Source organism: Spongiactinospora rosea (assembly GCF_003315795.1).
GTDB classification, from domain to species: Bacteria; Actinomycetota; Actinomycetes; order Streptosporangiales; family Streptosporangiaceae; genus Spongiactinospora; species Spongiactinospora rosea.
This window is the reverse complement of sequence record NZ_QMEY01000026.1, coordinates 88296-114238: the sequence shown is the minus strand read 5'-3', so window position 1 is coordinate 114238 and position 25943 is coordinate 88296. Positions and strand designations below refer to the sequence as shown.

Here is a 25943-nt window from a genome sequence, read left to right as displayed (position 1 = left end):
CCAAGGAGTGACATGCCAGTCCAGCGTCTCAACCACGCCGTGCTCTACGTCCGCGACGTCGAACGCAGCATCGCCTTCTACACCGAACTGCTGAACTTCCGCATCGACCACCGCCTCCATGCCGACGGCGACAAGATCCCCGAGTCGGCGTTCATGAAGGCCGAGGACTCCACCAACGACCACGACCTGGCCTTGATGCAGATCGACGGCCCGGCCGCCCCGCAAGGCCCGGACCGGCGCCCCGGGCTCGCGCACCTGGCGTGGGAGGTGGACACCCTGGCCGAACTCCAGCGGATCCGCGGCAGGCTGCGTCAGGCAGGCGCCTTGATCGACGAGATCGACCACGGCGCCACCAAGTCGCTGTACGCCGCCGACCCCGACGGCCTGCAACTCGAAGTGTGCTGGCTGGTGCCCGCCGACAGGATCGACGAGACGACCCACGAGGCGTTCGCACCGCTCGACTGGGACGCGGTGCTCGCGCAATTCGGCGCCGACCTCCCAGGTGGGATCGGAATCTCCGCTCCGGCCCGCCCCTGAACCGGCGTACGCCATCCTTCCCTCGGGTCAGGAGCGGGGGGCGGGGACGCGGGGGGCGGGGTGTGCGCTGCGGATGATGGTCGTCACCACGTGTTCCAGGCGCTCGCGGTCGTCGGGGGCGACCTCTCCGATCAGGTGCTCGACCTGTGCGGTGACCTTGCGGTGCGCCGCGTGGGCGATCTGCCTGCCCTGCTCGGTCAGTTGGATGTCGCAGGCGCGGCGGTCACGCTGGGCGCGGACCCGGAGCACCACGCCGCGCCGTTCGGCCCGGTCGACGAGCCGCTGGTGAAGCGTACCAACGCGACGTGTTCGCCCTGGTCACCTCGGTCTTCAGCTACGCGCTCATGCAGACGATGGTCGTCCCCGCGGTCGGCCTGCTTCAGCGCGAACTCGACACCACACCCGGCTGGGCCTCGTGGATCATCAGCGGGTTCCTGCTGTCCAGCGCCGTGCTGACCCCGCTGCTCGGCCGGATGGGCGACCTGTACGGCAAGCGCCGGGTGCTGCTCGCCGTACTGATCACCTATCTCGCCGGCATGGCCGGGGCCGTGGCCGCCCAGGACATCGGGCAGCTCATCGCGGCCAGAGTCGTCCAGGGCGCGGCGCTCGCGCTGGTGCCGCTGTCCATGGCCATCCTGCGCGAGACGATGCCGCGCGAGCGGATGACGTTCGCGTTCGGGCTGATCTCCGGGATCGTCGGCGCGGGCGCCGGGGCCGGGCTGGTGGTCGGCGGGCTGCTCGCCGACTACCTGTCATGGCGCTGGCTGTTCGGGCTCGGCGCGCTGCTCGCCCTGGTCAGCCTGCTGCTGGTGGCCCGCTCCGTACCGGCGAGCGCGCACACCGCGCGCGGCGGGCTCGATCTCCCCGGCGCCGTCCTGCTCGGTGCCGGCCTGGTCGCCCTGCTGCTGGCGCTCACCCAGGGCCGGGGCTGGACCGCGGTCGCGCTCGGGGTGGCCGCGCTCGCCTTGTTCGTCGTCCTGCTCCTGGTCGAGCGGCGCAGGGTCCACGGGACCAGCGGGTTCACACTCATGACCATGGACCCGAGCCGGATCAGGCGGTTCGGCGAGGAGGTGGCACCCGCCGTACGCGAACTCGTGGCGAAGGAACGGGCACCGGACCGTAGGCCCGCGTCACGCTCGGATGCCGCCCCGATCAGGCGGCCTCCGCCAGGCGGCGGCGCACAGATCACTTAGCGGGGCGGATGCGGATGATCGCGGCCTTGTCCGTGATGTCGGTGACGGTCAGGGTCATCTGGTTGATGGTGACCTTTTCGGCGGATCGGCAGGTCAGGTCCCAGTGGGCGGGGGCGTCGGCGGACGAGCCGATGAGGGTGGCGGAGCAGCCGCCGTCGCTTTCGAACTTCGACCGGGTCAGTGGGACGACCATCGTGATGGTGTCGTCCTCGACGCCGGTCACCCTGATCGGGCCGATACCGAATCGGCGGGGGAGTGGCACCTTGGCCCGTTCCCTCACCCGGACCTCGCAGGTGCCGTCCGCGCATGAGCGCAGTTTCGTGCCGTCGCGGGGAACGGGCCGCGACGGTGTGGGCGATGGGGTGGGGGACGCCGGGGCGCTGGAGGTGGTGGGCGGGGGCGATGGTGACGTGGTGGTGCGGCTGGGGGGCGGCGGGTTCGAAGAGCATGACGTGAGCATGGGGGGCAGCAGCAGGCAGGCGAGCAGCCGCGGCCAGACTTTCGACGGCAACCGTGAGCTGGGCATGGGGATACCGAACATCAGGTCTCCGGGGAGCGGTCCCGTGGCCGCTCGGCAGCACGGGGGACCTGATGCCGCTCGTCAGAAGGCCGGGGCGGTGGCCTGGAAGGGGTGGCCGTTCAGCTTGCCCTGGAGGCGGGTGAGGTCTTCGGGCTGGAAGGGCCGCCATGACAGGGTCAGCGGTGTCTCGGGCGAGCCGGTGGGCTTCGCCTTCAGGTCGGCGGTGGCCACGCCGGTGTCCGGGGCGTACCGTACGGTGCCGCTGACCTGGACGTCCTTCACGTACCTGGTGTGCGCGAGGGTCACCGTGGAGGTCTTGGCGTCGTAGCGTACGTGGCCGCCGCGCAGGCCGGGTTCCCGCGCGGGCAGTGGCGTGGTGGAGTACGGGCCGCGTGGGGCCAGGGCGTCGACGGCGGTGGCGAAGGCGGCCGCGATGGTACGGCGGGCCGCGCCGGGCAGGTCGTCGCCGCCGCGGATCGGGGGCAGGTCGGCCGACCGTCGCGGGTGCTCGCCGAGCAGGCGGTAGTGCTCGGCCGAGCAACCGGCCACGGGCTTGGAGGGCTCGGCGACGAACGTGCGGAGCAGGTCCTGGACGCAGCCGCTGTCCGGCCCGGTGCCCATGAGCAGCCCGTGGCCGCCGAACGGGATGTTCAGGGCCCGGCCGCGGGGGAAGCGCGCCGCGACCGCCGTCGCGTCCTCGGGCGCGGTCTCGGTGTCGAACCGCCCGCTCATCGCCAGCACCGGCACGTCCGGCAGCCGGGTGCCCGGCGGGACGGGCGGGGTGTGGCGCGGCGTGGGCCAGTACGTGCATGCGCGCAGCCACTGCGCGGTCGGCCCGGACGCCTCCCGCGCGGTGTAGGGGGCGAAGATCGGGTGGCGGGCGAGGTAGGCGTCGAGCTGGCGGGCGCGTACCCGCGCGGTGGCCGTTCTGTCGTACGGGGCCCGCGCGTCCCCGCAGTAGTAGGTGAACAGGGCCGGTGGCAGGGCGGCGGGTGACGGGGTCGGCGTGGCCCGCTTGACCAGGCGGCGGAGCGGTGCCCGATCGCCGCGGAGGTACGCGCTCGCCGCGGCCAGGTTCTCGCGGGCGTCCGGTACGGAGGCGGCGATCAGCAGTGGTTCGGTGGCCCTCACCGGGACCTGCCGGTCGGGGGCCGAGCGCAGGCGGCGCAGCAACCTCTCCCACAGCCGCTCGGGGTGGGGATGGGCGCGGGCGCAGGCGGCCGAACGGCGGCAGGCGGCGATCAGTGCGTTCATCCCCATCTGGTGCTGGTTGCGAAAGCCGCGGGCCTCGTACCCGCGCGCGTCGGCGGCGACGACGCTGTTGAGGAACATGGCCCGGACCTGCTTGGGGAAGCGGGCGGCGTACGCCTGGCCGATGAGGGTGCCGTAGGAGTTGCCGACGAACGTCACGTTCCGGCCGCCCAGCGCCTTGCGTACCGCCTCGATGTCGGCGGCGTGCTGCTCGGTGGTGAAGTACGAGGCCCGCGACCCCAGCCTCCGGGTGCAGGCGGCGATGGTCGCCGGGCGGTCGATGTCGAGTCCGTCGCAGGTCAGCGGCGCGGAACGGCCGAACCCGCGGGGCTCGACCATCAGTACGTCCACCCGGTCGGCCAGCGGACCGAGCATGGCCTTGGCCAGTTCGCCGTAGGAGGGATCCAGGGGGCCGGGGCCGCCGCCGTTGGCGATCACGGTGGTGAGCGGGGGCCGGGCGCGGTCGCCCCTCGGCACCCAGGTGAAGGCCACGGTGATGGTGCCCGAGCCCGGGTCCTTCCAGTTCAGCGGCACCTGCAAGGTACCGTCGCAGCGTTCGTCCGCTTGGGCGCAGTCGTGCGGGGGAGCGGGGGTCGGGTCAGTGTCCGCCTGTGCGGGCGTCGTGACCGCTGACAGGGCCGTCGCGGTGGCCAGCAGGGCACAGGCCAGGCGCCGTGCCGGGGTGCCGGCGGCTTGTTTCGAGGTGTGCGTGCGCAGCATGGCTGCTCACCCTTTCGCTGGGAGATGCGTCGCGTGAGAGCACGCCGTACGGCGTGGTGGTGCGTTCCCGTGGTCGTCGAGTTGCCGCTCGCCGGCCACGGGGGGCCATCCGGCCCACGATGCCACGATAAGTCATGCATGACCTCTCGTGCAAAGGGTGACCGGCTGCTCGGGGTCACCCCCAGACGGCGGCAGGCCCCCCACCTGGTGGCGGGGGACCTACCGGAGGAATTCCGTGGGCGGCGCTGATGTCCGGGCTGCCGCCCTCAGTTCACTTCTGTCAGGGCGTGGTGGCGTATTGCGCTGATATCGCGGTTTCCGTGCCGAGGCAGTATGAGAGGGAATTGCCGTCCTGACGCCAGGGGCCGGAGCGGGGGGTGATGTCGCCCTCGGCGCTCTGACATTGGGCGATGGCCTGGTACCAGCCGCCGTTGCTCTGCGCGCAGGTCGCGCCGGTGTGATTCCAGCCGAGGATTTCCGCGTGGCAGTCGCTGGGCAGGGCGGTGGCTTCGGCGGTCGCGGCCGAGGCGGTCCCCGCGAAGGTGGTCATGACCGCTGCGGCGGCCATGACGATGCTCAGGCGCTTGGCCCGTTGTCCGGATTTCATGCCGTGGCTCCCTTCGTTGCGCGGTGCCGGGCGGTGCCGTCTCCGCCGCCCGCATAATTAGTGTAAGGCTTGAACAGTTTTTACGGGAGCCGCTTGGTGCAAGATGTTGACGATGAAGGACAGCCCGGAGCGTGAACTGCCCCCCGGCCTCACCCTGGCCTGGGGACTCGCCTCGACCGCGCGGCGGCGCGGCCCCAAGCCCGCGCACAGCGTCGAGCGGATCGTCGAGGCCGCCGTGGAGATAGCCGACCGGGACGGCCTCGCGGCGCTGTCCATGCCGAAGATCGCAGGTTCGCTGGGCATCACGGCCAACGCGCTCTACCGGTACGTCAGCTCCAAAGAAGAACTCCTCGTCCTCCTCGCCGAGGCCGGCTGGGGCCCTCCGTCCAGCGCGCTGTGCCACGTCACCGGCTGGCGGGAGGCCGCCACCGAATGGACCCACGCGGCCGTCGAACGCCTCCGCGCCCACCCCTGGCTGCTCGACCTCCCCGTCCGTGGCACCCCTTTGACCCCGAACCTGCTGGGCTGGCTTGAGGTCCTGCTGGAGGCCATGTCGGGCTCCGGGCTGGACGATCAGGAGATCCTGGGCTGCGCGCTGCTCCTGGACGGCTACGCCCGCAGTACGGCGGACCTCGCGCGCACCATGGACGTCCTGGGTGCACCTCCCGCCCTGCCCCCCACGGTGATCGAGTTCCTGCGGCCCCTCCTGAACGAACGCGGGTTCCCCAGGCTCGCCGCCATGATGGCCGGTGGGAACTACGAGGTGAACGATTTCACCGACAGTGACATCGAGTTCGGCCTCAACCGGATCATCGCCGGCATCGACGCCCTGATCGACACCAAGCGCGGCAAGCCGGAGGACCCCAAGGCGTGACGTAGTCAAAAGCGTGCCCGCCGGTCACGGGGTGAGCGTGTCCGCCTGGGCTTCGATCTGCCGGTAGTCGGTGAGGTCGCGCAGGTGGCGGATAGGTGAGGCGAGCAGGACCAGCGGGATGCAGGCGGCCGCGACGACGAAGATCATCAGGGTGGCCCGGCCGCCGAGCGCGCCCGCGATCACTCCGGCGATCAGCCCGCTGATCGGGATCGCACCCCAGGAGACGAAGCGGACGGTGGCCATCACCCGGGCCAGCAGGCCGGGCGGGCTGGCGATCTGCCGGTACGTACGGGTCACCACACTGAGCACCACGACGCCGGCGGCGAACACCACATTGCCGACGGCGAAGGCGGCGAACCCGTGCCAGCCGGTGCCGAGGGGGACGACGAGCGCCCCGGCGACGGCGACGAAGCCGGTGACGATCAGGGCGCGGGCGGTGCCGAGCCTGGCCGTGAGCCGGTTCGTCAGGGCCGCGCCGATCAGCGTGCCGACGCCGTCCGCCGCCAGCAGCAGGCCGACGAGGCCGGGCTCGGCGTGCAGTTCGCGTACGAGGTACAGCGCGTAGAGGGCGTGCTGCGCCCCGCAGACCGTGTTCGCCGCGGTGGCGGCCCACATGCACGGGCCCATCACCGGGTGGTGTACGACGAAGCGCCAGCCTTCGCGGATCATCGCGCGCATCGGTGTCCGGTGTCCGGGGGCCTCCGCGCGGCGTTCGGGCAGGCTCCGCAGCAGGAGGGCGGAGACGAGGTAGCTCACCGCGTCGACGAGGAGGGTCGGCACCGCTCCCAGTAACTGGACGATGAGACCGCCCGCCGACGGCCCGCCGAGCTGAGCGGTGGCCTGGGTGCCCGACGTCAGGCTGTTGCGGGACTGCAACTGTTCCCTGCTCACGATCGACGGCAGGAAGGTCGAGTTGGCGACGTCGAAGATGACGGTCGCGAAGCCGATCACGAGGGCCGCGATGACCAGCTGGGCGATCGTCAGCCGGTCCAGCCACCAGGCCGGCGGGATGGAGAGGATCGCCGCCGCGCGGGCCAGGTCGGCGGCGACCTGCACCTTTCGCATGGGCAGCCGCTGCACCAGCACCCCGGCGGGCAGCCCGATCACGATCCAGGCGACGTACCCGGCGGCGGTGATCAGGCCCATCTCGAACGCGGAGGCGTCGAGCACCGTCAGGGCCGTCAGCGGCAGCGCCACCGCGCCCACCGCCGAGCCGACCGCGCTGGTCGTCCCGGCCGCCCACCATCGCCAGAAGACGCCCGCCCCGCTTCCGCCGCCGAATCCCATCGCAGCGCCTCCCACTAAGTGAGTTCCAAATTGAAACGCACTCTATACTAGGGATGTGAAGCGCGCCGAGCTGTCCGAATCCGACTGCGGCATCGCCCAAGCGCTCGGAGTGATCGGCGACTGGTGGACGTTCCTGGTGGTGCGCGACATCGCGGGCGGCATCACCCGCTTCGACGCCCTCCAGCGCGAGCTGGGCGTCAGCCGCCGGGCCCTGGCCGAACGCCTGGCCGGGCTGGTCGAGCACGGGGTGCTCGAGCGGCGGCCCTATTCCGATCGCCCGCCGCGCCACGACTACGTGCTGACCCCGAAGGGCGAGGGCCTGCTGCCCGCGCTCGTCGCCCTGCAGGACTGGGGCGTCAGGCACGTGATGGGCGATGGGGCGCTCACCGCGACCAGCGAGGACGGGTCGGCCGAGAGCCGTCGCGTGCACGAGCTGGTCGACCGGAAGATCCCGGACGTCCTGCTGGAACGACATGACGGCGAGCCGGTCGCGCCCAACGCGCCGGACGGCCTCTGGACCGTGCTGTTCTTCTTCCCCGGTGCCTTCGCCCCGGGCACCCAGGGGAACCCACCCGGCTGGACCGACATCCCGGGCACGCAGGGCTGCACGCTGGAGGCGCTCACGTACGCCTCACGCAGCGCCGGCTTCGAGGCGGCAGGTGCCACGATCCGGGGCGTGAGCACGCAGCGCCCCGACCAGCTGGCCGCCTTCGCCGAGTACGCGAAGCTGCCCTACCCGCTACTGTCCGACCAGGACAGCAGGCTCGCCGCCGGGCTGCTGCTGCCGACCTTCCGGGTGGCGGGCGCCGACCGCTTCAAGCGCCTCAGCCTGCTCGTCGATCCCGATGCGATCATCCGGGCGGTGCAGTTCCCGATCAGCGACCCGGCCGGTTCGGTGGACGAGATGCTCGCCCTCGTCCACAGCCGATAAACACGGCTGCCGGGGGTCATCCCTCGGCCCGCGCCTGCAGTACCTCCCGCACGCCGGCTCGGGCGATGCCCGCACCGCGCTCATCGCCGGTGGCCTCGAAGCAGGCCGACGCCCCCGGCCTGGCGGGGTGTCACCCACTCGTGACCCCTGCACGGGCCGGACCGGTGGGCCTGGCAGATGGACAGCAGGTTTGACAAAGATTAGGGGCCATGCACCCCCATTCTTCAGATCGTCCCGATCCACGAGAGGCGAGGACGCCTGCGGAGTTCGTCGCGCAGATGCGGCGGCTCAGGGCGTGGTCAGGACTGACGTTCCGGAACGTGGAAGCGCGGGCCGCCGCGGCGGGCCGGTCGTTACCGCACAGCACACTCGTCGGCGTGCTGCACCGAAGCACCCTGCCACGCGACGAAGTCCTCATGGCGTTCGTGCTCGCCTGCGGATGCGGCGAGGAGGAGGCCGAGTTATGGCGAAGCGCGCGCACCCGGCTGGCGATGGGCGAGCCGCCGCCGAGGCCGGACGCCGGACCCGAGCCCTCCACAGGCGCGGACTCCCCGTACCTGCCCCCCAGGAAGTGGACGTACTGGCTCTCGATGCTCCTCGGCACGGCCCTCCTCCTGCTGCTCCCCACCGGCGGATCGGTCCGGCTGGACCTGACGCGGGCACAGACGCCACAGCCGTCGCTGGACCAGGCCGGACCGGACGCGCCGATCGCCGCGGGCCCCTACCGCATCCGGATTCCCGGCAGTGACCGCTGTCTGTCGGCGTCCAAGGGCCGGGACGGCCGGATCCGGCAGATTCCCTGCGCCGACGCCTTTCCGAAGCGGTTCGTCCAGCCGCTGGGTGACGGCAGGTACAGGATCAACACGCAGCATCCGGAACTGGGACTGGGCTGCATGGGCGTACGCAACGGTGAGATCCACGACGACTACTGCGGCGAGCGGAGCGGCAACCAGATCGACCGGTTCCGGCTGGAGCGCGCGGGGACCGGAGACGCCGACCGCCGGATCAGGGTCGCCGACGGCGACCAGTGCCTGGCGCACTCGGTCCCGCCGCACGACATGGCCCCGCTGTGGCTGCGCCGCTGTACGCCCGCGACCGCGGAACTCGTCTTCACCTTCGAGCCGGACCCCGGCCGTTCATGAGATGGCGCTGGAGGCGCTGGGCGGCCAGATACCCACGTGCAGCAGCCGGTGGGCGTAGGAGTAGGCCACCAGCTGGCTGCGGTTGCTGCACGAGAACCGGTCGAGCAGCTTGCTGATCCATTCGGCCACCGTGTAGCGGCTGAGGTGCAGCTCACGGGCGATTCTCGTTGTCGTGTACCCCTTGGCCAGCATCACGATCAACTCACGGTCACGATCGTTCAGCAGGCCAACGGAACCAAGATCCATGTGAACGCCCCAGGTCAGATCGCGTTGGACCAGAGGTCCCCGACTGGAAGGATTTCGATGTCAACGCTAGGAGGATTCGCTTAACCAGCGGTATGGCGCGGCCATGCTCCCGGTTATGTGTCCAGTTCCTGACACACGTAGGACCAGGGGTCTTCGGGACGACCCTGGAGGATCGCCTCGTAGACCTTCCGCAGTGCCGGGCTGGGATCGATGCCCAGCTCGGCGGCCAGGTGGCGGCGCAGGCTCTCGAACTGCGACAGCGCCTCGGGGGCGCGCCCGCAGCCGACCAGGGCGGTCATCCTGGCAGCTATGAGTCTTTCCCGGGTGGGAAAGTGTGAAACCAGGTCGTCGAGGCGCGGCAGCGCCTCGACGTGCCTGCCCCGCTCGATCTCCAGCTCGGCCCAGTCCTCGCTGACCGTGAGGTACAGCTCGGTGCAGCGGCTCACCGCCTTGTCCGCCAGCGGGACGCAGGCGAACTCCGCGAGCGGCCGGCCGCGCCACAGGCGGGCGGCGTCGCCGAGCAGGTTCAGCGCCGCCTGGCCGTCGCCCCTGCGCCGCAGGTCGCGCCCGGCTCCGGCCAGGTGGCGGAAGCGGAGCAGGTCCAGTTCGTCCGGCGTGGCGTCCAGCCGGTAGCCCCAGCCCTCGTAGAAGATCCGGTCGCCCACCTTCCTGCGCAGTTCGGAGACGTGGACCTGGAGGTTCTTGCGGGCGGTGGGCGGCGGGGACTCGCCCCACAGGGAGTCGATGAGCTGGTCGGTCGCGACCACCTGGTTGGGGCTGAGCAGCAGGATCGCGGCCAGCAGCCGGATCTTGCGGGCGCTGATCCTGACCAGGGCGCCGTCCACCCTGATTTCGAACGTTCCAAGCACCCGGGCGTCCAGGGCGGGCCTGACCTGCTCGGCCGGTGCGCGCCTGCCGGTGCCCAGGGCGAGGAACCCGGTCAGGGCGACGGGCGCGGGGGGCTTGGGCGCCGCCTGCGCGTGCAGGGCCTTGACCATGGCGAGCGCGGCCATGGAGACGTCGTCCACGCCCGCCTTGGCCTCGAACCAGCGCCAGTCGCCGTCGGTGTTGACCTCAAGGAAGACCGGCCCCTGCCTGGTCATCAGGAAGTCGAAGGCGCCGTAGCGCAGGCCCCACAGATCGGTGAGCCTGCGGACCGCGGCGACCACGGACTCGGGAGTGGAGACCCGGCAGACCGAGACCGAGTCGGCGTCGCACCACAGCGCCTCGGGCGAGGGCTTGGTGACCCGGAACGTTCTAATCTCGCCGTCAAGGAAATAGACGCGCAGCTCCACCCCGTGATCGACGTACTCCTGCACGATCATCGGGGCGTCCCTGACGGAGAGCCCGCGGGCCGCCGCCGCGTCCATGATCTCGGGGAAGACCCCGGCCAGCGTGCCGGGCTCGGTCTCCACGAAGTGCCCGTCGAGCGCCTTGACGATGACCCGGTCGCCGGGCAGGGAGCCGCTGGCCGCGGCGGGGTCGGTGGTCACGATGGTCCGCGGGGTGCGTACTCCGGCCCGCGCCGCGTCGCCCAACTGGATCAGCCGCCCGATGTCGGGGCCGCCGGGCAGGTGGTGGGCGGCCAGGTGGGACATCTGGGCGACCAGGGCGCACCAGGAGTCGGCGCGGAACGGCGAACTCGCCGAGTTCGGGATGGCCCGGGGCGAGAAGTGCCGTACCCAGGTGACGGTCGGGACGATCCGGCGTCCGTTGACCGTGAGCGAGCGGTCGGCGATGTCCGCGGCGATGCGCAGGTCGTCGATGGCCTCCGCGTCGATGCGCAGGCTGGGCACGCCCAGGGTGCGCAGCCCGCGCTGGAGCGCGGCGAACTCGGTGAGCCCGGCCCGGTCGGCGAGGACCACGCAGGGGAGCGGGGTCGCAGGGTCGCTCTCCTCGGGCAACCGCCAGGTCAGGCCCGTACCGCCGGGCGGCAGGATGAGGGTGTAGGCATCGGGTTCTGGCGTGATCTCTAAGTTTCCCGAAGGGATCTCTAAGCTCACTCGCGGTCCACCACCTCATGCGTGCCGGGGATGCGGTTCAGCCGGTCGCACTCGTCCATGTGCCGATGATCATCGGGTCGGCGTGGGTGCGCAATCGGTCCTCTGTCGTTTGGCATATGGATTTTCGCTAACGCCCACATTCGTGGGGTTGTGGCCCCTATGTGCCTGCGAGTCATACTCAACCAGCACGCTGCCCGAGGCGGGGAGAGGTGGGGTAGTTGTCTGACGACGTTGTGACAGCCACGGACCTGGTCAAACAGTACCGGCGCATGGAACGCCGGGCGGTGGACGGCATCTCCTTCGAGATCTCACAGGGCGAGACGATCGGGCTGCTCGGACCCAACGGCGCGGGTAAGACCACCCTGATCAAGATGATCTGCGGAGTCACCGCGCCGACCTCGGGCCGGCTCGAACTCTTCGGCGTGGACCCCGTGCGGCAACCGGTCGCGGCCAAGACCTCGATCGGGGCGATGCACCAGGTGGGCCCGTTCGACCTGATGCTCTCCGCGCTGGACAACCTCAAGATCGCGGCACGCTTCCGCGGCCTGCGCTGGCGCGAGGTCCGGCCCTGGGCCATGGAACTGGTCGAGCACCTGGGCATCACTCCGGCCCTGTCCCGCTTCTGCTTCCAGCTCTCCGGCGGCCAGCGGCAGCGCCTGCAGCTCGTCCGCGCGCTGCTCACCATCCCGCGGCTGCTGGTGCTCGACGAGCCGTCCGCCGGTCTCGACGTCGGCGGGCGCAGGCACGTCGAGCGGTTCGTGACCTGGCTGCGCGACGAGCACGGCGTGACCGTCCTGTGGACCAGCCACCACATCGACGAGCTGGAGCGCAACTGCCAGCGGGTGATGGTGATCGACCAGGGCCGGGTGATGCGCTTCGCCAAGCCGCGCGAACTGGTCGAGGAGTTCGGCACCACGCACCTGGTGGTGACCGTGCAGGACCCGGGGACCAGCGGGGTCGTGGTCGCGTGGGCGGAGGCGGCCGGGCTGGTGGTCAAGGCGGAGGACGCCGAGGTACGGATCGAGGGCGCGCAGGTGCAGGACGTCCTGCCGGGCCTGTCCGGCCACTGCCAGGAGCACGGGGTGGCGATCTCGGGTGTCTCCACCGCGACCGATTCGCTTGAGGAGGTCTTCCTCCGGATGACCGAGAACAAGGAGTGACGTGGCCGCCGCCCTGACCTTCGAGAACAAGCCCCCGGCGCCTCGGGGCCGGGTCTCCGACCTGTTCGCGGTGGTCTACCGCGAGTACGCGCTGCTGGCCCGCAACCGGGTCTACCTGATCGTGGGCCTGACCCCGATGCTCATCTACTTACTCCTGGTCAACACCTCGCTGAGCAATCTGGTGCAGAACGTCGACTACCGCGGCATGAACGTGCCCTTCACCATCTTCCTGCTCCCGATGACGCTGGCCATGTCGGTGGTCAGCGCGGCCGGTACGGCGGGCATGGCGGTCTTCCAGGAGGAGACCAGCGGCGTCGCCACCCAGCTGTGGTCCTATCCGCTGCGCAGGTCCCGCTTCCTGCTCGGCAAGCTGATCGCCGGAGTCTCGCTGGTGATGGCCCAGACCCTGCTCGGCCTGGGCGTGGCGGCGCTGATCTTCGACTTCCCGTTCACCGCGGGCGGCTGGATCGGCCTGCTGGTGATGCTGGTCTTCGCCTCGCTCGCCTTCAACGGGCTGTACCTGGCCGCCGCGATCACCATCACCGACCACCAGGTCTTCATGGTGCTCTCCAACGTGTCGATCCCGGTGCTGGTCTTCTCCGCCCCCTCGCTCTACACGATCGAGAGCATGCCGACCGTGATCCAGTGGATCGCGATGGTGAACCCGCTGACGTACGCGATCAACGGCATGCGCGACGCCTCGCTCTTCGGGCTGGGCGAGACCCTGCAGCCCATGGTGGTGATGGCCGTGATGGCGGTCGTCGGCTACACCATCGGCGGACGCGCCCTGCTCAACCGGGCGCGCAACCTCTGATGCGCGGCATGGACGACATCTCGTGGCTTCCCGCGCAGGCCGACGACGTCAAGGTGCGGCTGCCCGGTACCGACCGGGCCAAAGAACCGGCGCAGACGCTGGCGATGGCCCGGCGCGCGGCGGGCCCGGTGGGGATCACCCGGGTCGCCGACCTGACCTGGCTGGACACCATCGGCATACCGACCTACCAGGCGATCCGGCCGGCCGCCCGCACGCTCGCCGTCTCCCAGGGCAAGGGGATCACTCCGGAGCTGGCCCGGCTGTCGGCGATGATGGAGGCGATCGAGCTGTGGCACGCCGAACAGTCCCGCCCGCCCGCGCTGACCGCCCCGCCGCGCGAGGTCGCCGGTGAGCTGAGCTACGACCTGGGCGAGCTGCCGCAGGCCACCCCGAGCCTGTTGCACGAGGGCCTGCCGATGGAGTGGGTCGCGGCCACCTCGCTGGCCGACGGCAAGCCCACCCTGCTGCCCAAGGAACTCGTGACCGTCACCATGGACCGCGGCCCCGGCTGGCACCCGCCCGTCTTCGCGGTGTCCTCCAACGGCCTGGCCAGCGGAAACACCCTCGTCGAAGCGGTACTGCACGCGCTGTACGAGGTGATCGAGCGGGACGCGGTGACCCTCGCGCTGAGCGGCGGCGGCAAGGGCGTGAACGCCGATCCCGCCTCGCTCGGCTCGGCCGTCGTGGACCGGCTGTGCGAGCTGCCGGCCAAGGCCGGGGTCCGCCTGGAGGTCAGGTCGATGCCGTCGGCCACCGGGCTGCCCTGCTTCCTGGCCGAGATCACCTGCGACGAGTACGCGATGAACTTCCGCGGCTTCGGCTGCCACCTGAGTTCGGAGATCGCGCTCACCCGGGCCGTCACCGAGGCCGCCCAGGCCCGGCTGGCCTACATCTCCGGCGCGCGGGACGACCTGCACGCCGACGCCTACGCCTCGATGGGCGAACGCCGCAGGAAGGCCCCCGCCCCCGAACCGGCCGAGCCCATCGCCCGCGTCACGGCCAACGCCAGCCTGCTCGACGACCTGCGCGACGTGGTCGGGCGCGCCACCGCCGCCTTCGGCCACGCGCCCCTGTTCACCGACCTGACCAGGGACGATCTCGGCGTACCCGTGGCCAGGGTGGTCGCGCCGGGCGCCCGCCTCGCCCCCGAGGAGTTCTGATGCGGACGGTCGTCTACACCGGTCCCACGCTCGCCCCCGACCAGGTCGCCGAGGCACTGCCGGGCGCGGCCGTCCGCCCGCCGGTGGCGCGCGGCGACGTGCTGGGCGAACGCTGGAGCCCCGGCGACACCGCGGTGATCATCGACGGCTACTACCGCGAACGCCTGTCGGTCGGCCACAAGGAACTGCTCTGGCTGCTCGGCGAGGGCGTCACCGTGATCGGCGCGGCGAGCATGGGCGCGCTGCGCGCGGCCGAGCTGAGCCCGTACGGCATGCGCGGCGTCGGTGACGTCTTCGACTTCTACGTCTCCGGCGCGATCGACGGTGACGACGAGGTCGCCATCGTGCACGGCCCCGCCGAGGTGGGCTACCCGGCGAGCACCGTGGCCATGGTCAACATCCGTTACGGCTGCCGGGAAGGGGCCAGGAGCGGCCACATCCCCGCCGAACTCGGGATGCGGATCGTGCGGACCGCCAAGGACCGGCCCTTCTCCCACCGGACCTGGCCGGACCTGGCCCAGGCGCTCGGCGCCGACGCGCTTCCCGCCCTGCGCACGCTGGAGCGGATGATCGCCTCCGGCGAGTGGGACCGCAAACGGCTGGACGCGCTGGCCGCCCTGCGCGCGGTCGGCGAGTCGCCGCCGGAGACGACCACCGAGGCTCACCGCTCGATGGGGACCGGCCCCGCCCAGGTGCTGCGGTGGCGGAGCCGGCGGGAGTACGCCCCCGGCCGGTGGATGTCCGACCTCGACGTGCTGGACGCCGCCCGGCTGTACTGGACGGGTTATCCCGAGCTGCACGAGCGGGTGCTGACCGAGCTGCTGACGGAGTTCGCCGGGGAACGCGGGCTCGCCGCCTACCTGGACGCCGGGCTCGGCGTCGAGGAGGCCGTGCCGCCCGCGCTGACCGGCTGGCTGACCGCCGCCGAGCGGGCCGGACTGCCGGTGGCCGAGCAGTACAAGCGGGTGATGCTGCGGGTCTGGCCGCTGTGGAAGTCCTTCGACTGGCGGCCCGCCGTGCTGGCCGAACTGCGCGAGTCGGGCCGTTGGGAGGAGTGGACCGACCTCGTCGCGCAGGCGGACGAGGCGGCGGAGCAGGCCATCGGCCGCCTGGTGGTGCCGCCCCCGGCGTACTGCGGGAAGCTGTTCCTGCGGCACTGGGGCGGTGACCCGGTGGAGATGGCCAGGCGCGGCTTCACCGGGTTCGCGGACCTCGGCCGGACGGTCAGGAGGTACTTCGCGCTGGACGTACGGCGCCGATGACCTTCACCGCCGAACTCGACAGCGCCGACCCGCACGCCTACCTCCACCGGATGCGCGAGCGGGACCCGGTGGAGCGGCGGGTGGACGCCTCCGGCCGGGCGTTCTGGTACCTGACCCGGTACGCCGACGTACGCCGGGCGCTCCAGGCTCCCGAACTGGGCCGCCAGCTCGACCGGCTGCCCCCGGAACTGGCCGAGACGCACCGGCGCTGGGAACACGACACGCTGCCGATGTTCCGGCGCAACGTCTTCAACCTGGACCCGCCCGACCACACCAGGCTGCGGCGGCTGCTGGCCCCCGTGTTCAGCGCGCGCAGCATGGCGGCGCTGTCCCGGCGCGTCGATCAGTGCGTCGGGGAGCTGGTCGGCGCCATGACCGGCGAATGCGACCTGATCAAGGCGCTGGCGCTGCCGCTGCCCATCCTGATCATGGCGGAACTGATCGGCTTCCCCGCCGAGGACCGCGGCAGGCTGCGCGCCTGGTCCGACGCCATGCTGAGCGAGGACGTGCCGGCCGCGCGGCGGGCCGGGATGGAGTTCCTGGGCCACGTCAATCGCCGGATCGAGGATCGCCGCGCCGATCCGGGCGACGACCTGCTCTCCCAACTGACCGGCAGCACCGAGCTGAGCCGGGCGGAGCTGGTCTCCAGCGTGTTCCAGATGCTGTTCGCCGGGGACGAGACGACGGTCGGCCTGATCGGCATCGCGATGCTGGAGCTGCTGCGCCACCCCGCCCAGCTCGCCCGGCTGCGCGCCGACCCCGGCCTGCTCGACTCCGCGATCGAGGAGGTACTGCGGTTCAACGGCCCCGTGGGGCACGCCAGGCCGCTGTACGCGCTGGCCGACATCCGCTTCGGCGGCAAGGTGATCCCCCAGGGCGACGTGGTGGTGCCGTTGCTGCTGGCGGCCAACCGCGACCCCGAGGTGTTCCCCGACCCCGACGTGTTCGACATCGGCCGCACCCCCAACCGGCATCTGGGCCTGGGCCACGGGGCGCACTTCTGTCTCGGCGCGGCTCTCGGCCGGTCGCAGGCCAGGGCAGCGCTCGGCGCGCTGCTCGCGCGCTTCGACGAGATCACCCTGGCGGTCGCGCCGGAGGCGGTGGAGTGGGTGCCGGGACTGCTCGTGCGCGGCCTGCGCGGCCTGCCGTTGCGGGTGAGCATGGGCGGGGCTCTGAGTATGCCCGGGGCGAGGGCCGGGGCTGAGTAGCCTGCCTGCTCTGGTGGCCGGGAGCCGCCGTGCGTAGGGTGCGGACGCGCAGTCTCGCTCACCCCGGACGGATCAGAGTGGCACTACTGGACGAATCGAGCCCCACGAGCGAGCCACCGGCCGCGCTGCGGGTGGTCGTGGGGGAACAGGACCGAGATACGCGCGCCAGGCTCAGGAGCGTGCTCCACATGGGCAACGGCATCTTCGTGCTGGGCGAGGCCACGGCCGCGCCCCGGCTGGACGAGCTGATCGTGCGGCACCGGCCGATGGTGGCGGTGGTCAACGCGACGCTCAGGCAGGCGGACGACGTGGAGTTCGCGCTGGCGCTCGCGGCCCGGAGCCTGGGCAGGACCCGCGTCGTCCTGGTCTCCGAGACGCTGGACGAGGATCTGCTCGGCCGGGCGTTACAGAGCGGTACGGGGGGCTTCGTCCACCGCGAGGCGCTGCTGCGCGAGATCCTTCCGGCGATCAGGCAGGTCGCGGCGGGGCTGACGTTCATCTCCAGCACCATGATCACCCGGCTGCGCGACCGGTTCCCCGCGGTGATCAACCGGGTCGGCCACCGGCTCACCCCGCTCACCCGGCGCGAGGCCGAGGTGCTCGCGCTGGTCGCGGCCGGGCTTTCCAACCTCCAGATCGCCGACAAACTGGGCATCGGCGCTGGAACGGTCCGATCCCATCTGGCCCGGATCCTGGCCAAGCTGTCGGCGCGGAACCGGGCGCACGCGGTCGGCATCGCCTACGAGTCGGGCCTGCTCACCGTGGGATCGCCGCGTCGAAGGTGAGCGCCGGGTACTGCCGGCGGGCCTGGTCCGCGGTGAGCAGGGGAGCGGGCTCACGGGTGAGCGCGTGGAACCTGGCCGCGTCGTCCAGCGGCGGGGCGGGGATGAGCGCCTGCGCGTGGAACAGCCCGGCGGCGAGTTCGGCGCTGCCCAGCCTGGCCCTCGCCAGCCTGGCCCTGACCTTGCGCGCGTGCGCGCTCGGCTCCGGCTCGTCCGCCGCGCCGCTGACGTGCCGATCGCGGGCGACCGCCATCCGCCAGGACGGCTCGGCCGCGGCCACCAGCGCGGCCTGCAACCCCGGTCCCGCCTCCGCCGACGTCAGCTCGCCGTCCAGGCGCAGCGCGGCGAGCGCGGCGACCGACATGCCGTGCGAGTAGAGCGGGTTGACCGCGACGGCCGCGTCCCCGATGGCCACGAAACCGGCGGGCAGCGCGGCCCGTTCGTAGTGACGCCTGCGGTTGGCGGTGTCGCGGAAGGGACGGATCGGGCCCTCCACGGTCGTCATGGCCAGCAGTTCCGCCACGATCGGATCGCGCAGCGAGCGGGCGAACGCCAGGAAGGCCGCCTCCGAAAGCGGCGGCGCCGAGCCCTGGGTGCCGGTCAGGGTGGCCACCCACCGGCCGTCCTCCAGCGGCAGCAGGGTCGCGCCCCGGGGCAGGCCGGGCGTGGGGTGCAGCATGATGGCGGGAAGGTCATCGAGGCCCGGCGGGGCCTGGCAGATCCTGGTGGCGTAGGCCAGGCCGGTGCTCACGGTGGTCTCCTCGATCGGCGGCCCGCCGATCTCGGCCAGCCACCGGGGCCCCTGTGACCTGCGGCCGGTCGCGTCCACGACGAGATCGGCCCCGATCGCCGCCGCGCCCGCCACCCGGACGCCCGTCACCCGCCCGGCGTCACCGGTCAGCCCGAGCGCCTGAACGCCCTGGGCAACCCGTACGCCCGCGCGCCGCCGTACGACGTGATCGAGGAGCCCGCGGGTGCACGAGACGAAGTACGCCGCGCAGTCGAAGCGGTGGAACCAGCCCTCGGCGGACAGGATCAGCGAGTCGCCCGGCAGGCCGCGGCGGTGCGCGCCGTGGGCGTACAGGTCCTGGAGCGTGCCGGGCAGCAGCGTCTCCAGGGCCTCCGCGCCCCCGGTGACCAGGACGTGGCTGTGGTGGGACTGGGGCAGCCCGCGCCGGGGGCCCGGCGCGGCGGGGAAGTGGTCCCGCTCGACCACGACGACCTCGTCCGCGTGCCTTGCCAGCACGGTGGCCGCCAGCACGCCGGCGAGGCCGCCCCCCAGCACGACCGCTCTGTTCACTCTTCGAGCAGCCCCTGCTCGACCATGCTCGCCAGGAACCGATCGACGTCCCGCATGATGTGCACGGTGACCAGGGCGTTGTCCCCGGCGAACTCCTCGGCCAGCCGGGTGATGATCTTCTCCCGTTCGCCCTCGCTCGCGACCAGCTCCCAGATCTTGGAACCCGTCTCGTTCAGGCTGTGGAAGTCGCCGGTCTCGGTGTGGTACAGCGAGATGCCGTCACCGGTCTCCTGCCAGATGATGCTGTCGCTGATCCGGAGTGACACACTCCACCTCTCCTTCTAGACGGGGGTGATGGGCAGCAGCTCGCCGACCCTGACCGGCTGGACGGGCTTGGCCGTGGGCCGGACGTAGGTCTTCCAGTCCTCATAGACCGGGTGCATGGAGTCGTCGGAGACCAGCCGCGGCCTGGTCATCTCCTCGTCCGAGGCCAGCGCGGCGGAGCCGATCCCGGTCTCCAGCCACAGGTGGGTGGTGACCCCGTGGCGCAGGATCCGGCAGTTGGGCCTGCTGTTGCGCCGCAGGTCCAGGCTTTCCGACATGTGGGTGGCCCGGCAGCCGCCGCCGCAGAACGGCTTGACGTAGCACTTGGCGCAGTCGGCGTGGTAGCCGCCGCCGAACACGGTGCTGCTCCGCATCTCGGAGAGGAGGTCCCCCTGGAAGATCTCGCGCAGCGAGCGGCGGCGGATGTTGCCGGCGAAGTGCTCCTTGCCGGTGATGAGCTTGCACGGGTAGACGTCGCCGAGCGAGTTGACGTAGATCTCGTTGCCGCCCATCCCGCAGTTGGCGCGGACCGTGCACGAGGGCGTCGGCCGTGGCCCGTCGGGGCGCAGCTTGCCGAGGGCAGGGGAGGTCCACACCAGCTTCTGGATGCGCATGTGGTCGGCGAAGCCGAACTGGTACTCGTCATCGACGCCGCGGCCCAGGTCGTTGTGGTACATCAGCCGGATGTCGGCCACCTCGACGCCGTCCATGAAGGCCGCGAAGCCCTCCAGCTCGTCCACGTTCTCCGAGGTGACGATGTGGTTGATCACCGGTACCACGCCCTCGGCGTTGAGCAGCTTCAGCGCCCGGTGGGTCCGGTCGAACGCGCCCTTGCCGCGGGTGCGGTCGTGGGTCTCCGCGGTGCCGCCGTCGACGCTGATGGTGACCTGGTTGAACAGCTCGGCGAACCGCTTGGCCTGCTCCGGCTTCCTGATCATCGTGGCGTTGGTGATGATGTTGGACTTCATGCCGCTGCGGTTGGCGTGCTCGACGACCTGGAACAGATCCTTCCTGATCATCGGCTCACCACCGGTGAAGATCATGTACTCGGCGCCGAGTTCCGCCGCCTGCGTCACCAGGTCCAGCGACTCCTGGGTGCTCAGCTCGCCGGGCAGGCACTTCTCCGAGGAGGCGTAGCAGTACGGGCACCTGAGGTTGCAGCCGTCGGTGATCGCGTAATACACCTGCACGAGCGGAGGCGCCTCGGGCTGGATCTTCGGCCGTGGCCGGTCGTAGTAGACGATCCAGTTGAGGATGAGCTTGGCCAGCGCCCGTTCCGTCTCGGCAGTCTCCGGAAGCGGCTCGTTCACCCGGGTCAGCGTGCGCAGTACGGCGAACTCCTGCGGGCTGAGCACGCATCGGCCGCCGATCTGCGGGTTGATGACCAGATAGGTTCCCTCGTGCGAGAAGTAGGTGAGGTCTTCCGGCACATCGAATAACGCGCGGTTTGCGGCCAGCTTGCCAGGCATTCCTACTCCTTCGGTTCGTGGGTGCGAACGCAGCGCCGTCATTTCGCCGGCGCCGCGTTCGCGAGCCGTTCGGATTACACGGGGTCCTTGCCACTGCCGGAGCCGGACCAGATTCCACAACCACAGGCCTGCGCGACGTCGAGGCCGTGGACCTCGACCTCGGGCCGGGACCAGCCGGCGCCCGACAGCGCCCCCGCGGGGAAACGGTCCTTCAGGCCGATGAGCAGGTTGACTTCTTCCTGGGTCATGCTGGCGAAAGCCTGCTCCGCCTCCGTGGCGAGCGGGCCGCTGATGATTCCGGCTTGGCGCAGGGCTTCCTGTGCGTCGAAGGCCATGTCTCCACCTCTCTGCTGGATGAGATGCGTTGCTGGTTGAGTATGGGCTGGCCACGCGAGGGTCACACAACCCCACAAACGTGGGCTAAAGGGGCACGAATGTGGGCTTGCCGACGTGGGTTCGCCGCCCCAGGCTGGTCGCAGAAACGACGTCGGATCTTCGCGATGGGACAGGCTGATGACCGGAACCGGATCAGGTGCATTCGACGCGCTGGACAGGCTGCGTGCGTCCGGGCATCCCGTCGATCTGCTGGACGAGCGCCAGCAGCGGGTCTTCGCCCAGCTCAACGAGGCCGAGGTGGACCTGCTCAACTCGATCAAGCAGCGGCTCGACGAGGTCGCGGGCGAGGTCGAAGGGCAGGAGCTCAAGCTCATATGAAGGCGGAGGACCGGCGCCCCACCAGGAGGAACGTCGCGGTCCTCTTCATCGACATCGTCGGGTCGACCGAACTGGCCGAGCGGCTGGACCCCGAACTGCTCCTGCAGATCCTGGAGCGCTACTACGACGCCTGCCGCACCGAGATCTTCCAGCGCGGCGGCGTGGTGGAGAAGTACATCGGCGACGCCATCATGGCCGTCTTCGGTGTCCCGGTCAGCCGCGAGGACGACGCGCTGCGGGCGGTCCTGGCCGCTGAGCGGGCCATGGCGGCGGTGCACCGGCTGAGCGCGGAGCTGGCCCCCACGCACGAGGTCAGCCTGGACGCCCACTGCGGGGTCGCGTTCGGCCAGGTCATGGTGGTGGAGAGCCCAGGGGCCGACGTACGGGTGATCGGCGACACGGTCAACACCGCGGCCAGGCTCCAGTCGGCGGCCGGTGACGGCGAGATCCTGCTGGGCGACGACGTGGCCAGGCTGGTACGCCGGCACGCCGTGCTGGACGAGGTCCCGCCGCTCACCCTCAAGGGCAAGCGGGAGCCGGTACGCGCCTGGCGGCTGGTCAGCGTGGACCCCGAACGCGGCGAACCCGAGGCGGACACGATCCCGCTGATCGGCAGGACGGCCGAACTCCACCGGCTCACCGAACTGCACGCACAGGTCGTCGCGGAACGGCGGTGCGGCATGGCCACCCTGCTGGGCGCACCGGGCATCGGCAAGTCCCGGCTGGTCAGGGAGTTCCTGCACGATCTGCCCGGCGAGGCGATGGTGCTCACCGGACGCTGCCCCGCCTACGGCGTCGGCGCGACCTACCGGCCCATCGCCGAGATGCTGGAACCGCTCGACCTGGACGAGGTGGCCGGGGCCGAATGCGCGGGCACCCTGCGCGAGCTGACCACCGGGATCGCCGAGATCGCGCGGGCCGTCCGCACCCTGTTCGAAGTGCTCGCCGAGGACCGGCCGCTGGTCGTGGTGCTGGACGACCTCCAGTGGGCCGAGCCCACCCTGCTCGACCTGATCGAGGACTGCGCGGCCTGGCTGCGCGACGTACCCGTACTGCTCGTGTGCGTGACCAGGCCCGAGCTGTACGAGAGCCGACCCGCCTGGGGCGGCGGCGCGCCGCGCGCGGTGTCCCTGGAGGTCGGGCCGCTCGGCCCGCCGGACACCGCCAGGCTCGTCGCCGAGCTGTGCGCGGCCCGCGCCGACGTACTGGCCCACGGCGAGGACGACGTGCACCGGCGGGTGACCGCGGGCTGCGACGGCAACCCGCTCTTCGCCGAACTCATGCTGGAGACCGCCGCCGAGGGCGACGCCGCCCTGCCGCCGACCATCCAGGCGCTGCTCGGCGCCCGGCTCGACCGGCTGGACCGTCCGGAACGCGAGGTACTGGAACGGGCCGCCACCGTCGGGCAGTCCTTCACCGCCGACCAGGTGGGCGCGCTGCTCGAAGCCGGGGTCCCGGCCACCGCCGGGCCGTTGTGCAGGCTCCAGCGCGCCCGGCTGATCAGACGCGGCCCGCACACCGGCTGCTACGAGTTCACCCAGACCCTCACCCGGGAGACCGTCTACGCGCTGACCAGCAAGGACCTGCGGGCCGGCTGGCACCGGCGGCTGGCCGACCTGCTCGGCGGGAGCCCCTTCCCCGGCGACGTCAGCCACCACCTGCTGACCGCCTGCCGCTTCACCAGGGAGGTACGGCCCGGCGACCCGCTGCTGCCCGAGCTCACCGACCGGGCCGCCGCCTCCCTCATCGCCGACGGCGGCAAGGCCCTGCACCGCAAGGACCTGCCCGCCGCCATCGCGCTGCTGGAACGCGGCCGGGAGATGCTGCCCCCCGGCCGGGACGAGCACCGCTCGCTGGCCGTACGGATCAGCGACGCCCACCTCGCCAGGGGCGCGAACGCCCAGGCCGCCGCCGCCCTGGACCGTGCGGCCGAACTGCTGCCCGGCGACCCGCGCAACGAGCTGACCTGCGCGATCCAGCGGGAGATCCTGGCGCTGCGCGCGGGCCGCGCGCCGCTGCTCGAACCGCTGCGCGCCCGGCTGGCCGGGGACGCCGCCGACCCGCTCAGCCGGTGCCGCTTCCACCTGCTGGAGGCGCTGGCGCACACCGAGAACGGCCGGTTCGGCACCGCGGAGCAGGCGCTGCGCGACGGGCTCGCCAAGGCCAGGGCGATGGGCGACCGCTACGAGGAGGACCGGCTGCTCGGCGGGCTGTGCGAACTCGTCCAGTGGTCGCCCACCCCGGTGGGCGAAGGTCTCGCGCTGTGCGCCGACCTGCTGGCCCGCTTCGCCGGCGACCGCACCCTGCTGGTGCCCGTCCTGCTCGCCAGGGCCAGGCTGCTGGCCCTGTCCGGCGACCTCGAACCCGCCCACCGGGCCCTGGACACCGCGGGCCGGTACGCCGACGAACTCCACCTCCGCCTCTCCTCAATCGCGATCACGCAGGTCCGCGGCCTGGTCGAGTCCCTGGGCGGCGGGCACGAGCGGGCCCGCGAGCTGTTCGTCCGCGCCGGGGCGGCGCTGCGGGACGCCGGGCACGAACCGCCCGCCGCCACCCTCGCCGTCTACGCCGCGCGGGAAAGCCTCCGGCTGGGCGAGGTACGGCGGGCCGAGGCCGAACTGGGCGCGGGGGCGGCGGGCCCGCGCCAGTTGCGCGGCGAGCTGACCGCCGAAGCCGTACGGGCCAGGATCGCCTCGCTCGACGGCGACCACGACCGCGCCCTGGCGACGGCGGAACGCCTGGGCGGCCTGCTCGCCGCCACCGACGACCCCTGTCTGCACGGCGACACCCACTTCGAGATCGCCCAGATCCACCGGGCCGCCGGTCGTGACCCGGCCGCCGCGGCCGGCCGTGCCCTCGACGCCTACCTGAGCAAGGGCGCCAGCCTGCTGGTGCGCAGAGTCCGAGAGTGGACGTCCGACCCCCGACGTCCGCGAATGGAGTAACGGAACCGTGTCCACCACCCCGACGACACCGACGAGCCCGACGAGCACGCCGCCGCCCTGGCGCAGGGAGGTGCGCGCGCACTTTCCCGGGGTGCCCGCGTGGGGCCTGGCCACCACCCGGGCGGCCCCGGAGAGCTTCGACATCAGCCCGCTCGCCGAGGTGGACAGGGAATGGGCCTGGGGCGGCGCCGACGGCTCGGGCGTGCGGGTCTGCGTCGTCGACACCGGAGTGGAAGGCTCACACCCCCGGATCGGCGGCCTAAAACGTGCCGTCGAGGTCGTCCGCGGCGAGGACGGCGGGCTCGTCCTGGCCGACTGCGACCCGGTCGATCCGACCGGGCACGGCACCGCCTGCGCCAGCGTGATCAAGTCGGTCGCCCCCGGAGTCTCGATCACCTCGGTACGCGTACTGACCGACGGCAAGGCGGGCACCGGCGACGCCCTCCTCGCGGGGCTGGCCTGGGCCATCGACGAGGGCTACGACCTGGTCAACCTGAGCCTGTCCACCACCAGGTCCGGTTTTCGCGAGGCGCTGCACGAACTGACCGACCGCGCGTACTTCCGCCGCTGCCTGCTGATCGCCGCCGCGCACAACATGCCGGTGCTCAGCTTCCCGTGGATGTTCTCCTCCGTCGTCTCGGTCGCCAGCCACGACGAGGCCGATCCGATGACCTACTACTACAACCCGGCCCCGCCCGCCGAGTTCCACGCGCGCGGGGTCAAGGTGCCCGTGGCCTGGCCCGGCGGACGCGAGATCCGCAGCACCGGCAACAGCTTCGCCGCGCCGCACATCACGGGGATCTGCGCGCTCATCCTGAGCAAGCACCCGTTCCTGACGCCCTTCCAGCTCAAGACGATCCTCTACCTGGCAGCCGACAACACCACGAGACCCCACGGAGAGACACATGTCCGCTGACGACATCGACGGAACGGAACGCCGGCTGCTCCAGTCCATCGTCGAGGTGGCCCGGCACATGTTCGGCGCCGCCGCCTCCTCGATCTTCCTGGTCGATCCGGACACCGGCGACCTGGTCTTCGAGGCCGTCTCGGGCGAGGGCGAGAAGCAACTGGTCGGCAGCCGCTTCCCGATGGGCACCGGGATCGCCGGGTGGGTGGCGGTCAGCGGCCAGCCGATGGTGGCCGACGACGTCTCCACGGTGAGCCAGTTCGCCCAGGACGCGGCGGAGTCCACCGGGTACGTGCCGCGCACCATCATGGCCGCCCCGCTGATCAGGTTCGAGGAGTGCGTCGGGGTGCTCGAAGTGCTCGACCGCACGGCCTCGCGCAGCGAACTCGACGACATGGAGATGCTCGGCCTGTTCGCCACCCAGGCCGCCTGCGGCCTGGAACTGCTGCTGCGCGTACGGCGCAACCGCCAGGAGGCCGGCCGGCCCGATCCGCGCGAGCTGCTGCGCCGGATCGGCGAACGGCTGCCGGTCCGGGCCGGAGGGCGGGACGCCGCCGCCGTGCGGCTGCTGGCCATCGCCAGCGACCTGCTCGACGGGTGATCTTCTCGTCCCGGGGCACTTCGCTCGAAACGGTGTCGCAGAGCAC

General features: G+C 71.6%; 26 protein-coding genes. 15 read left to right on the top strand and 11 right to left on the bottom strand.

All coding sequences use genetic code 11. The features are described 5' to 3' along the window. The first annotated feature begins 12 nt into the window (after positions 1-12). On the top strand, positions 13-537 hold the full coding sequence (locus tag DP939_RS37555; protein WP_113985603.1) for a VOC family protein: 525 nt from the start codon (positions 13-15) through the stop codon (positions 535-537). A gap of 27 nt (positions 538-564) precedes the next feature. Here the strand turns inward: DP939_RS37555 and DP939_RS37550 are convergent, their stop codons facing one another. Beyond that, on the bottom strand, positions 565-789 hold the full coding sequence (locus DP939_RS37550) for a hypothetical protein (protein ID WP_113985602.1): 225 nt from the start codon (positions 787-789) through the stop codon (positions 565-567). Positions 790-842: 53 nt separating this feature from the next. On the opposite strand from DP939_RS37550, the gene DP939_RS37545 reads away from it, so the two are divergent. Further along, on the top strand, positions 843-1730 hold the full coding sequence (locus tag DP939_RS37545; protein WP_113985601.1) for an MFS transporter: 888 nt from the start codon (positions 843-845) through the stop codon (positions 1728-1730). Here the strand turns inward: DP939_RS37545 and DP939_RS37540 are convergent. From DP939_RS37540 to DP939_RS37530, 3 genes are all read right to left on the bottom strand, one after another. Beyond that, the gene (locus DP939_RS37540) at positions 1723-1992 is read right to left on the bottom strand and encodes a hypothetical protein (RefSeq protein WP_147268291.1); all 270 of its coding nucleotides are present in this window, start codon (positions 1990-1992) and stop codon (positions 1723-1725) included. The two genes, DP939_RS37545 and DP939_RS37540, sit on opposite strands and share 8 nt — an antisense overlap. A gap of 339 nt (positions 1993-2331) precedes the next feature. Next, on the bottom strand, positions 2332-4221 hold the full coding sequence (locus DP939_RS37535; protein ID WP_113985599.1) for an alpha/beta hydrolase: 1890 nt from the start codon (positions 4219-4221) through the stop codon (positions 2332-2334). A gap of 280 nt (positions 4222-4501) precedes the next feature. Continuing rightward, complete coding sequence (locus DP939_RS37530; RefSeq protein ID WP_113985598.1) at positions 4502-4828, bottom strand: hypothetical protein; 327 nt, start codon at positions 4826-4828, stop codon at positions 4502-4504. 112 nt (positions 4829-4940) lie between these two features. Here DP939_RS37530 and DP939_RS37525 point away from each other — a divergent pair, with 112 nt between their 5' ends. Further along, complete coding sequence (locus DP939_RS37525; RefSeq protein WP_113985597.1) at positions 4941-5702, top strand: TetR/AcrR family transcriptional regulator; 762 nt, start codon at positions 4941-4943, stop codon at positions 5700-5702. Positions 5703-5726: 24 nt separating this feature from the next. Here the strand turns inward: DP939_RS37525 and DP939_RS37520 are convergent, their stop codons facing one another. After that, positions 5727-6989 (bottom strand): MFS transporter, encoded by a 1263-nt coding sequence (locus DP939_RS37520; protein ID WP_113985596.1) that lies wholly within the window; start codon positions 6987-6989, stop codon positions 5727-5729. Between the two features lie 55 nt (positions 6990-7044). On the opposite strand from DP939_RS37520, the gene DP939_RS37515 reads away from it, so the two are divergent. Further along, positions 7045-7920: a winged helix-turn-helix transcriptional regulator gene (locus DP939_RS37515; RefSeq protein WP_113985595.1), complete on the top strand. Its 876-nt coding sequence runs from the start codon at positions 7045-7047 to the stop codon at positions 7918-7920. Between the two features lie 377 nt (positions 7921-8297). Then, complete coding sequence (locus DP939_RS37510) at positions 8298-9062, top strand: RICIN domain-containing protein (protein WP_147268290.1); 765 nt, start codon at positions 8298-8300, stop codon at positions 9060-9062. On the opposite strand, the gene DP939_RS37505 is transcribed toward DP939_RS37510, so the two are convergent. Both DP939_RS37505 and DP939_RS37500 read right to left on the bottom strand, forming a co-directional pair. After that, on the bottom strand, positions 9057-9308 hold the full coding sequence (locus DP939_RS37505; RefSeq protein WP_113985593.1) for a response regulator transcription factor: 252 nt from the start codon (positions 9306-9308) through the stop codon (positions 9057-9059). The two genes, DP939_RS37510 and DP939_RS37505, sit on opposite strands and share 6 nt — an antisense overlap. 113 nt (positions 9309-9421) lie before the next feature. Continuing rightward, positions 9422-11311 (bottom strand): BTAD domain-containing putative transcriptional regulator, encoded by a 1890-nt coding sequence (locus DP939_RS37500; protein ID WP_147268289.1) that lies wholly within the window; start codon positions 11309-11311, stop codon positions 9422-9424. A 218-nt stretch (positions 11312-11529) separates the two neighbouring features. On the opposite strand from DP939_RS37500, the gene DP939_RS37495 reads away from it, so the two are divergent. The 6 genes from DP939_RS37495 to DP939_RS37470 all read left to right on the top strand — a co-directional run bounded on the left by DP939_RS37495 (position 11530) and on the right by DP939_RS37470 (position 17700). Next, positions 11530-12471 (top strand): ABC transporter ATP-binding protein, encoded by a 942-nt coding sequence (locus tag DP939_RS37495; protein ID WP_147268288.1) that lies wholly within the window; start codon positions 11530-11532, stop codon positions 12469-12471. Between the two features lies 1 nt (position 12472). Continuing rightward, positions 12473-13285, top strand: a complete 813-nt coding sequence (locus DP939_RS37490; protein WP_113985590.1) for an ABC transporter permease — start codon at positions 12473-12475, stop codon at positions 13283-13285. 8 nt (positions 13286-13293) lie between these two features. Beyond that, positions 13294-14445, top strand: coding sequence for a YcaO-like family protein (locus DP939_RS37485; protein WP_158578922.1), 1152 nt, complete (start codon positions 13294-13296; stop codon positions 14443-14445). Continuing rightward, a complete protein-coding gene (locus tag DP939_RS37480; RefSeq protein ID WP_113985588.1) occupies positions 14445-15707 on the top strand; it encodes a TfuA-like protein in 1263 nt (420 codons plus the stop codon). The genes DP939_RS37485 and DP939_RS37480 overlap by 1 nt, the downstream gene beginning before the upstream one ends. Further along, positions 15704-16915: a cytochrome P450 family protein gene (locus tag DP939_RS37475; protein ID WP_113985587.1), complete on the top strand. Its 1212-nt coding sequence runs from the start codon at positions 15704-15706 to the stop codon at positions 16913-16915. The genes DP939_RS37480 and DP939_RS37475 overlap by 4 nt, the downstream gene beginning before the upstream one ends. A gap of 77 nt (positions 16916-16992) precedes the next feature. Beyond that, positions 16993-17700, top strand: coding sequence for a response regulator transcription factor (locus tag DP939_RS37470; protein ID WP_147268287.1), 708 nt, complete (start codon positions 16993-16995; stop codon positions 17698-17700). Here the strand turns inward: DP939_RS37470 and DP939_RS37465 are convergent. The 4 genes from DP939_RS37465 to DP939_RS37450 all read right to left on the bottom strand — a co-directional run bounded on the left by DP939_RS37465 (position 17672) and on the right by DP939_RS37450 (position 21065). Continuing rightward, positions 17672-18997 carry an NAD(P)/FAD-dependent oxidoreductase gene (locus DP939_RS37465; RefSeq protein ID WP_113985585.1) on the bottom strand — a complete coding sequence of 442 codons (1326 nt, stop codon included), beginning with the start codon at positions 18995-18997 and terminating at the stop codon, positions 17672-17674. The two genes, DP939_RS37470 and DP939_RS37465, sit on opposite strands and share 29 nt — an antisense overlap. Further along, the gene (locus DP939_RS37460) at positions 18994-19263 is read right to left on the bottom strand and encodes a PqqD family protein (RefSeq protein ID WP_113985584.1); all 270 of its coding nucleotides are present in this window, start codon (positions 19261-19263) and stop codon (positions 18994-18996) included. Before DP939_RS37460 ends, DP939_RS37465 begins: the two co-directional genes overlap by 4 nt. A gap of 15 nt (positions 19264-19278) precedes the next feature. Continuing rightward, positions 19279-20730: a StsB family radical SAM/SPASM domain sactipeptide maturase gene (gene stsB / locus DP939_RS37455; protein WP_113985583.1), complete on the bottom strand. Its 1452-nt coding sequence runs from the start codon at positions 20728-20730 to the stop codon at positions 19279-19281. A gap of 74 nt (positions 20731-20804) precedes the next feature. Next, a complete protein-coding gene (locus DP939_RS37450) occupies positions 20805-21065 on the bottom strand; it encodes a StsA-related sactipeptide RiPP (RefSeq protein WP_113985582.1) in 261 nt (86 codons plus the stop codon). A gap of 178 nt (positions 21066-21243) precedes the next feature. Here DP939_RS37450 and DP939_RS46485 point away from each other — a divergent pair, with 178 nt between their 5' ends. The 4 genes from DP939_RS46485 to DP939_RS37435 are packed head-to-tail and all read left to right on the top strand — an operon-like array spanning position 21244 to position 25897. Beyond that, positions 21244-21444 (top strand): aroma-sacti cluster domain-containing protein, encoded by a 201-nt coding sequence (locus tag DP939_RS46485; protein WP_111167557.1) that lies wholly within the window; start codon positions 21244-21246, stop codon positions 21442-21444. Further along, positions 21441-24389 (top strand): AAA family ATPase, encoded by a 2949-nt coding sequence (locus DP939_RS37445; protein ID WP_158578921.1) that lies wholly within the window; start codon positions 21441-21443, stop codon positions 24387-24389. The genes DP939_RS46485 and DP939_RS37445 overlap by 4 nt, the downstream gene beginning before the upstream one ends. Before the next feature lie 7 nt (positions 24390-24396). Then, positions 24397-25305: a S8 family serine peptidase gene (locus DP939_RS37440; RefSeq protein WP_113985580.1), complete on the top strand. Its 909-nt coding sequence runs from the start codon at positions 24397-24399 to the stop codon at positions 25303-25305. After that, positions 25295-25897, top strand: coding sequence for a GAF domain-containing protein (locus tag DP939_RS37435; protein ID WP_113985579.1), 603 nt, complete (start codon positions 25295-25297; stop codon positions 25895-25897). The genes DP939_RS37440 and DP939_RS37435 overlap by 11 nt, the downstream gene beginning before the upstream one ends. Positions 25898-25943: the final 46 nt, after the last annotated feature.